Raw genomic sequence first — 8,651 nt, forward strand, 5'->3', positions numbered from 1 at the left:
TTCCCGACTATTCGAAATACGTATCGTCGAAATACGTCACCGAGGCGCTCGCCTCGAACTAGTACTCGCTTAACGCAATTCCGGACGGAAAACCGCTTCACACTTTTCCTGGAATTGCTCTGAACGCGCGCGGATCTTTTTCCCTAACGCCGCGTGCTGACTGCCCCGGAACCGCTGACGAGGGCCGGGGCAGTCGGATTTCAACGAACCGCGAGGCATCCATGCCGCATCTCGTGCTCGACCCCCATCTCGTACTGGACAAGGTCTCGATCCACTATGACGGCCAGGCAGCGCCTGCCGTCGAGCGGGTGTCGATCGATGTCGCCAAGGGCGATTTCGTCGTGCTGGTCGGCCGTTCCGGCTGCGGCAAGACCTCGCTGCTCAACGTCGCCGCCGGCCTTATCGCGCCGGCGCGCGGTACGGCTTCAATCAACGGCAAGCCGATCACAGCACCTGGCTCGGACCGGGCGGTGGTGTTCCAGAACGATGCTTTGTTCCCATGGCTGACGGCGCGCGAAAACGTTGCCTTCGCGCTCAGGCTGCGCGGTGTCGCTCCGGCCGAGCGGGCGCGGCGCGCCGATGAGCTGCTGGCGCTGGTGAAGCTCGCCGACGCCGGCGACAAGTGCATCTGGGAGCTTTCCGGCGGTATGCGCCAGCGTGTCGGCCTGGCTCGGGCGCTCGCCGCCGAACCCGAATTCCTGCTGCTCGACGAACCGCTCGGCGCGCTCGATGCGCTGACGCGCGAGCGCATGCAGACGACGCTGCTCGATCTGTGGACGGCAAGCGATGTCGGCGTGCTGATGGTGACGCATGGCATCGAGGAGGCGCTGGTGCTGGCCACCCGCATCGTCGTGCTGGCGCCTGGCCCGGGCCGCGTGGTGCAAACTTTCGAACCCGGCTTCTCCAGGCGCTACGCATCGGGCGAGGCCGTCCGCACCATCAAGGCCGACCCGGCCTTCGCCGCGGCGCGCGGCGAACTAACCGACGCGATCTTCGAAGGAGAGGCGGCATGACCGTTACCTCCTACACCGAGCGGCCGGGACACAAGGTCGACGAGGCCGACGGCCTGTCGGTGCCGTGGTCGCGGTCCAGCCCGAAACGCAAAGGCGTTTCCGCGCGCGCGGTCAGCGTGATGACCATCCTGGTGGTGCTGGCGCTGTGGGCGCTGTCGGCCCGCCTGCAACTGGTGTCGCCAGTGTTCCTGCCCTCGCCGGTTGCGGTGTGGAACAAGTTCATCACCGTCGCCCGCGACGGCTTCGTCGATGCGACGCTGCTGCAGCATGCGATCGCCAGCCTGGGCCGGGTTTTCGCCGCGCTGGTCGCCGCCATCCTCGTCGGCGTGCCGGTTGGGCTCGCCATCGGCATCAGCACGATCGGGCGCGGCATCTTCGATCCGCTGCTTGAGTTCCTGCGGCCGATCCCGCCGCTCGCCTACCTGCCGCTGGTCGTCATCTGGTTCGGCATCGGCGAACCGTCGAAGATCCTGGTGATCACTATTTCCATGCTGGCGCCGGTGGCATTGTCGACCGCGTCCGGCGTTCGCGGCGTTTCGCAGGAACGCATCAATGCGGCGCGCTCACTGGGTGCTACTCAGCGCCAAGTGGTCCGCCATGTCATCCTGCCGAGCGCACTGCCGGCGATCCTGACCGGCCTGCGCATCGCGCTCGGCGCCGGCTGGTCGACGCTGGTCGCCGCCGAACTGGTGGCGGCGACGCGCGGGCTTGGTTTCATGATCCAGTCGGCCGCCCAGTTCCTCGTCACCGACGTGGTGGTGATGGGCATATTGGTGATCGCGGCCATTGCCTTCGTGCTGGAATTCACCCTCCGCAGGATCGAGCGCGTGCTCGTCCCGTGGGCGGGACGCGAATGATTGGGAACCAGAAGAGCAGGAGAGAATGCCGATGACCCATTCCACCGCCGTGCTGTTCGCCCAAGCCGGCAATTGGCTTCTCGCCTGGACCAGGGAAAGCCAGCCGCTTGAACAGCAACCGAAATCGCCAACGCCGGTCCGCTGGGACGCCGAGCGCGACCGCCTGCCGCCACGCGACGAGAGTTTTTACTGGGCCTGGCAGTACTGGTCGCAGTGAGGGGATTGGCGATTGGCACTAGCCCCCGCGTCTTCGTCATCCTAGGGCGGAGCAAGGAGCGAAGCGACGCAGCGCAGACCCCAGGATGGCGAATTCCAGGTAGCCAAAGAAGATAATTCCCATTCTCCCCTCTAACTCGCAAAATCATTCCTCTACTAAATTTATAGAATTACCTAGCCTCATCCATCTTCCAACCGGCGAGGCCATTTCCGGCGCCGATCCGCAGCGAAGGAGAGGGATCAATGTTCAATCTAACGAGACGTGTTTTCGGCATCGGCCTGCTGGCGGCGACGGTTGCCGTGTCGTCCGGCGCCACGGCGCAGGAGCTGAAGCAGTTCAGCATCGGCTATCAGAAGACCGGCCTGCCGGTGATCGCCAGGCAGCAGCAGGTGATCGAGAAGGCACTTGAAGACAAGGGCGTGACGGTCAAGTGGGTCGAGTTCACCGCCGGTCCGCCGCTGGTCGAGGCGCTCAATGTCGGCGCCATCGATGTCGGCTGGACCGGCGACGCGCCGCCGATCTTCGGCCAGTCGGCCGGTGCCAACATCGTCTATGCCGCAGCGCTGCCGTCGAATGGCGAGGGCGAGGCGATCTTCGTCAAGCCGGCGTCGCCGATCCAGTCGGTCGCCGATCTCAAGGGCAAGCGCGTCGGTGTCGGCAAGGGCACCAGCGCGCACAATCTGCTCGTCGCCGCGCTGGAGAAGGCCGGCATCCCGTTCGACCAGATCACGCCGGTCTATCTCAGCCCGGCGGATGCGGCCGCAGCCTTTGCCAGCGACCAGATCGATGCCTGGACCGTCTGGGATCCGTTCTTCGCCATCGCCGAAACCCGCTACCAGCCGCGTGTGCTGGCCCGCTCCAGCGAGGTGCTGAAGGTCAACACCTATTTCCTCGCCAACAAGGACTTCGCCAAGGCGCATCCCGAAACCGTCACCACAACGATATCAGCCTTGGGCGAGGCGGCGAAATGGGCCGACCAGAACCGCGACAAGGTGGCCGCGGCGCTGCATGAGGTGACCGGCGTGCCGCTCGACGCGCAGATCATCGCCGCCAACCGCACCAAATTCGGCGTCTTCCCGATCACCGACGAGATCATCGCCGGCCAGCAGGCGACCGCAGACCGCTTCTTCAAGCTCGGGCTGATCCCGAACGCGGTCCGCATCTCCGACGCGGTGTGGACGGCACCCGGCAACTGACTTGTCCCCTGACGGCGCCGGGTGAGAACGCCCGGCGCCATTTGCGTTCGCACCCATATCTCCAGGAGATCCGCCCGTGACTGTGCCAGACATGACCGCGCCTGCCAGCACCGCACCGCTCGATTTCTTCTGGTTCATCCCGACGCATGGCGACGGCTCCTATCTCGGTTCCGAGGAGCAGCAGCGGCCGCCCGAATTCGGCTACTTCAAGGAGATCGCGCAGGCGGTCGACCGGCTCGGCTTTCCCGGCGTGCTGTTGCCGACCGGCCAGAATTGCGAGGATTCCTGGATCACCGCGACGGGCCTCGCGACACTCACCGAAAAACTGAAGTTCCTGGTCGCGCTGCGGCCGGGCGTGACGCTGCCGACTTTCGCCGCACGCCAGACCGCCGCCCTCGATCGCTTGAGCAATGGCCGCCTGCTGCTCAATGTCGTGGTCGGCGGCAACCCGACCGAGCTCGCCGGCGACGGCGTCTTCCTGCCGCATGACGAGCGCTATGCCCAGGCGCATGAATTCCTGACCATCTGGCGCGGCCTGGTGTCCGGCGAGCGGGTCAATTTCAACGGCAAATATTACCGCGTCGAAAATGGCCGCCTCGACCTTCTGCCGCACCAGGAACGGCCGCCGCTCTATTTCGGCGGATCGTCGGATGCGGGCCAGGACCTCGCCGCAGACCTCGTCGACATGTATCTGACCTGGGGCGAACCGCCGGCGCAGGTGGCCGAGAAGCTGGCCGCGGCGCGCGCAAAGGCGGCGCGGCGCGGCAGAAAACTGCGCTTCGGCATCCGGCTGCATTTTATCGTGCGCGAGACCGAGGACGAAGCCTGGCGCGCCGCCGACCGGCTGATCAGCCATGTCACCGACGCCCAGATCGAAAACGCGCAGGCGCGCTTCCTCAACCAGATGGATTCGGTCGGCCAGCGCCGCATGGCGGAGCTGCATGGCGGCCGCCGTGACAGGCTGCTCGTGTCGCCCAATCTGTGGGCCGGCGTCGGGCTGGTGCGCGGCGGCGCCGGCACGGCGCTGGTCGGCACGCCGGAACAGATCGCCGGGCGCATCCGCGAATACCAGGCGATCGGCATCGATACCATCATCGGCTCGGGCTATCCGCATCTCGAGGAGGCCTACCGCGTCGCCGAGCTTCTGTTTCCGAAACTCGGGCTCGGCACCAGGCGGCAGCGGGCGCATGAGAACATCGCCAACGAATTCTCGGTCGGCTTCCATGGCGCCAACCGCCTGCAGGCTTCGTCATGAGCTTTTCCACGCGCCTGCATAGCAACGCCACCGGCTGGCTGCTGCCGGCGCTGATCATTGCCGGCTGGGAGATTGCCAGCCGCGCCGGCGTCATGCCGGCCAACGTGCTGCCGGCGCCCAGCGCGGTCGCCGAGGCCTTCTGGCGGCTGACGCTGTCGGGCGAACTGATCCGCAACATCGGCGTCTCGACCGCGCGCGCCCTTGCCGGCTTTGCCGTCGGCGGTTCGATCGGTTTTGCGCTCGGCCTTGCCAACGGGCTATCGACGCTCAGCCGCGGCCTGACCGACACGACGCTGCAGATGATCCGCAACATTCCGCATCTGGCGCTGATCCCGCTGGTCATCCTGTGGTTCGGCATCGACGAGGAAGCCAAGCTGTTCCTGGTGGCGCTCGGCGTGTTCTTTCCGATCTACGTCAACACGCTGCTCGGCATCCAGAGCGTCGACCCACAGCTGGTCGAGATGGGCCGCGTCTACGGCATGGACCGTCGCACGCTATTCTCCCGCGTCATCCTGCCCGGCGCGCTGCCGTCGATCTTCGTCGGCCTGCGCTATGCCCTGGGCATCATGTGGCTGACGCTGATCGTCGCCGAAACCATCTCGGCCAGTTCGGGCCTCGGCTACATGGCCATGCAGGCGCGCGAATTCCTGCTGATCGATGTCGTCGTGCTGTCGATCCTGATCTACGCGCTGCTCGGCAAGCTCGCCGACAGCCTCGCCCGCCTGCTTGAGCGGCTGTCGCTTGGCTGGCATCCGGCCTTCCAGAACGGATGAGAGATTGCCCATGACCGCCGCCAGCCTGACCGCAGCCCGTTCCTTCGTCGCCACGCCGGTGCGGCCGATCGGCTCCGTCGAAGGACAGCGGGCCTTTGCCTTCAGGCATGCCGGCAAGCGCTTCGGCGACAAGACCGTGCTCGACGGCATCGACCTGGACGTGCCGGCCGGGCAGTTCCTTGCCGTCATCGGCAAGAGCGGCTGCGGCAAGAGCACGCTGTTGCGGCTTCTGGCCGGGCTCGACCGGCCGACATCGGGATCGCTGTCCTTCGGCGTCGAAGAGGAAGGACACAGCCGCACGCGCTTCATGTTCCAGGAGCCACGGCTCCTGCCCTGGGCCAGCGTGGTGAAAAACGTCGAGGTCGGGCTGACCGGCATCGCCACCGATAGCGAAGCGAGGCACCGCGCGCTCGACATCCTCGGCGAGGTCGGGCTTGCCGACCGGGCCGACGAATGGCCTTCGGTGCTGTCCGGAGGTCAGAAGCAGCGCGTGGCGCTGGCCCGCGCGCTGGTCGGCCACCCGCAGATCCTGGCTCTCGACGAGCCGCTCGGCGCACTCGACGCCCTGACCCGCATCGAGATGCAGCAGCTTCTGGAACGCATCTGGATCGCGCAGAAGTTCACGGCCGTGCTGGTCACGCATGATGTCGCCGAAGCGGTCGCGCTCGCCGACCGGGTCGTGGTGATCAGTGAAGGCCGGGTCGCGCTCGATCTGGATGTGCCCGTGGAACGGCCGCGCCGGCGCGGTTCGGTGGAGCTGGCCCGGCTGGAGGGCAAGATTCTGGATCGGCTGTTCGGGTAGGGCTGTCGGGGGCAGGGCCCTGGAGGACCGCCTTCCCCCACTCCGTCGCTGCTTCGCAGCGCCACCTCTCCCCCTCCGGAGGGAGAGGAAGGGAGCCAACCTTGCGTAAGCTCGCACCCTTCCTCTACCCCGTCGATCGGGGGAGAGGTGGCCCGAAGGGCCGGAGTGGGGGTCGACCTTTCATCAAGCTCACCCGCTTGACCGGTTCGCCCACACCAACCCGATCAGCCCGACCAGCATGGTGACGACGCCGATATAGAGCCATTGCGACTGGCCGGTCATGAAGCTGCCGCCGACAACGCCGATGCCTTGCAGCGACCACAGCGCGCCGACGGCAAGCACAATCAACGCCAGCAGATTTTTGGTCAGCCTCATTGCCGGATCTCCCTTTTGAAGTCGATTGGTTACAGCATCGGGACCGCGATAAAAGAGCCAAAGGAAGTGGCCCGGCCGCGCCGAGCTCTACTTGGATATTAATGTTCGATCTTGTCAAACGGATGCCCGATAGCAACACAAAGATCATCGTTGATTGATCATCGCGTGCCGGAAAATCCCTGACAGACTGTTACCCAGCGACTCCAAACGTGTGCCATTGCCACGGAACCGCCAGATCACTGCCGCATTTCCCGCCTTATTTGGCACCTAACGGCTGGGGTCTGTCAAAAACGGAGCCATCCCCCAAATATGAAGAACCCAAAACAGACCGCGATTGTCGCGGTAACGATCGCTGCTGGCCTGATGGTCGGCGCTTCTTCGGCGACCGCCGCCGCCCAGTGCGGCCGCGCCTCGTGGTACGCGCTGCACTCCAGAACCGCCTCGGGCGAGCGCATGAACCCGTCGGCGATGACCGCCGCGCATCGCACCTTGCCTTTCGGCACCAAGCTCAGGGTGACCAACAAGAACAACGGCCGCAGCGTCGTCGTGCGCATCAACGATCGCGGTCCGTTCATCAAGGGACGCGTGCTCGACCTGTCGAAGGGCGCGGCCGGCCAGCTCGGCTTCATCGGCTCCGGCCACACTTCCGTGTGCATGGCGCGCGTCTAGAGCTTCCTGTGTCCGGCAAGGGCCGGACACACTACCTACACATTTCGCAGCCGCACACTGAGCCGGCTGGCGCCGTTCGGCCCCGATTTCCATGGCCTTGAACCAAAGAAGCATTGGTCACGCAGCGTGACGTATTGCATCGCAGCAATTAGTTGTTAACTTCCCCGCGAGACATTTAGGCTCGGCGCTGCTCGTCGTCCCTTCGGTCGCAGGCAGCAGCGGGGTTTCTCGATGTTCTACCAGCTCTATGAGATGAACCACGCCGCCCTGCAGCCGGCGCGCCTCTATGCCGACGCGGTGCGGATGTTCTACTCCAATCCGCTCAATCCGTTTTCCCACACGCAATGGGGCCGTTCGATCGCGGCGACGGCCGAACTGTTCGAGCGCACCACGCGCCGCTACGGCAAGCCGGCCTTCGGCCTGAGCAAGACCGTGGTCGACTGGAAGAGCGTCGAGGTCGCCGAGAAGACCGTCTGGTCGAAGCCGTTCTGCAATCTCGTGCGCTTCGAGCGCGCTGTCCCCGCCGGGCGCAAGCCCGATCCGAAGCTTCTGATCGTGGCGCCGATGTCTGGCCATTATGCGACGCTGCTGCGCGGCACGGTGGAAGCGATGCTGCCCTATGCCGACGTGCACATCACCGACTGGGTCGATGCCCGCATGGTGCCGCTTGCCGACGGCCAATTCGATCTCGACGACTACATCGACTATGTCATCGACATGCTGCACACGCTGGGGCCGGACACGCATGTGATGGCGGTGTGCCAGCCTTCCGTGCCGGTGCTGGCCGCCGTGGCGCTGATGGAATCCAAGGGCGACCCGTTCGTGCCCTCGACGATGACCTTGATGGGCGGGCCTATCGACACGCGCAGCAACCCGACCGCGGTCAATCTGCTGGCGCAGGAAAAGGGCATCGACTGGTTCCGCGACAATGTCGTGATGCATGCGCCGTGGCCGGTGCCAGGCTTCGGCCGCGAGGTCTATCCAGGCTTCCTGCAGCTGTCCGGCTTCATGAGCATGAACCTCGATCGCCATATCATCGCCCACAAGGACTTCTTCATGCATCTGGTGAAGCATGATGGCGACAATGCCGAGAAGCACCGCGATTTCTACGACGAGTATCTGGCGGTCATGGACCTGACGGCTGAATTCTACCTGCAGACCGTCGACACCGTCTTCGTGCGGCAGGCCTTGCCAAAGGGCGAGATGACGCATCGCGGCACCAGGATCGATCCATCGGCGATCCGTAACGTCGCGCTGTTCACGGTCGAAGGCGAGAACGACGACATATCAGGCCTTGGCCAGACCAAGGCGGCGCATGATCTTTGCCCCAATATCCCGGCTGAGCGGCACGCCCATTACATGCAGCCGGCGGTCGGCCATTACGGCGTGTTCAACGGTTCGCGCTTCCGCTCCGAAATCGTGCCGCGCATCGTCGACTTCATCACCAGCTACGGCCGCCAGGAGCGTGTCGCGGCGAAGCCGAAGCTGGTCCGC

General features: G+C 65.2%; 10 protein-coding genes. 9 read left to right on the forward strand and 1 reads right to left on the reverse strand.

Features of this window, described 5'->3' with window-relative positions; translation table 11 throughout:
- Positions 1–221 precede the first annotated feature (221 nt).
- The 7 genes from EN932_RS21680 (at position 222) to EN932_RS21710 (ending at position 6,113) form a co-directional block, all read left to right on the forward strand.
- Positions 222–1,013 carry a taurine ABC transporter ATP-binding protein gene (locus tag EN932_RS21680; RefSeq protein WP_127370340.1) on the forward strand — a complete coding sequence of 264 codons (792 nt, stop codon included), beginning with the start codon at positions 222–224 and terminating at the stop codon, positions 1,011–1,013.
- A complete protein-coding gene (locus EN932_RS21685; protein WP_013528708.1) occupies positions 1,010–1,870 on the forward strand; it encodes an ABC transporter permease subunit in 861 nt (286 codons plus the stop codon). Before EN932_RS21680 ends, EN932_RS21685 begins: the two co-directional genes overlap by 4 nt.
- A gap of 31 nt (positions 1,871–1,901) precedes the next feature.
- The gene (locus EN932_RS21690) at positions 1,902–2,087 is read left to right on the forward strand and encodes a hypothetical protein (protein ID WP_013528709.1); all 186 of its coding nucleotides are present in this window, start codon (positions 1,902–1,904) and stop codon (positions 2,085–2,087) included.
- Positions 2,088–2,329: 242 nt separating this feature from the next.
- On the forward strand, positions 2,330–3,283 hold the full coding sequence (locus tag EN932_RS21695; protein WP_127224153.1) for a sulfonate ABC transporter substrate-binding protein: 954 nt from the start codon (positions 2,330–2,332) through the stop codon (positions 3,281–3,283).
- 91 nt (positions 3,284–3,374) lie between these two features.
- The gene (gene ssuD / locus EN932_RS21700; RefSeq protein WP_164766178.1) at positions 3,375–4,538 is read left to right on the forward strand and encodes an FMNH2-dependent alkanesulfonate monooxygenase; all 1,164 of its coding nucleotides are present in this window, start codon (positions 3,375–3,377) and stop codon (positions 4,536–4,538) included.
- Positions 4,535–5,311: an ABC transporter permease subunit gene (locus tag EN932_RS21705; protein ID WP_127369420.1), complete on the forward strand. Its 777-nt coding sequence runs from the start codon at positions 4,535–4,537 to the stop codon at positions 5,309–5,311. Before ssuD ends, EN932_RS21705 begins: the two co-directional genes overlap by 4 nt.
- A 10-nt stretch (positions 5,312–5,321) precedes the next feature.
- The gene (locus EN932_RS21710; protein ID WP_127369421.1) at positions 5,322–6,113 is read left to right on the forward strand and encodes an ATP-binding cassette domain-containing protein; all 792 of its coding nucleotides are present in this window, start codon (positions 5,322–5,324) and stop codon (positions 6,111–6,113) included.
- A 189-nt stretch (positions 6,114–6,302) separates the two neighbouring features.
- Here EN932_RS21710 and EN932_RS38035 read toward each other — a convergent pair whose 3' ends face one another.
- Positions 6,303–6,488: a hypothetical protein gene (locus EN932_RS38035; RefSeq protein ID WP_024502222.1), complete on the reverse strand. Its 186-nt coding sequence runs from the start codon at positions 6,486–6,488 to the stop codon at positions 6,303–6,305.
- Between the two features lie 309 nt (positions 6,489–6,797).
- Between EN932_RS38035 and EN932_RS21720 the strand changes: the two genes are divergently transcribed.
- Positions 6,798–7,157, forward strand: a complete 360-nt coding sequence (locus tag EN932_RS21720; RefSeq protein ID WP_013528714.1) for a septal ring lytic transglycosylase RlpA family protein — start codon at positions 6,798–6,800, stop codon at positions 7,155–7,157.
- A gap of 231 nt (positions 7,158–7,388) precedes the next feature.
- On the forward strand, positions 7,389–8,651 hold a 1,263-nt coding region (locus tag EN932_RS21725; RefSeq protein WP_128369062.1), incomplete at its 3' end, for a polyhydroxyalkanoate depolymerase.

Source organism: Mesorhizobium sp. M7A.F.Ca.US.002.01.1.1, assembly GCF_004022955.1.
Classification (GTDB): Bacteria; Pseudomonadota; Alphaproteobacteria; order Rhizobiales; family Rhizobiaceae; genus Mesorhizobium; species Mesorhizobium ciceri.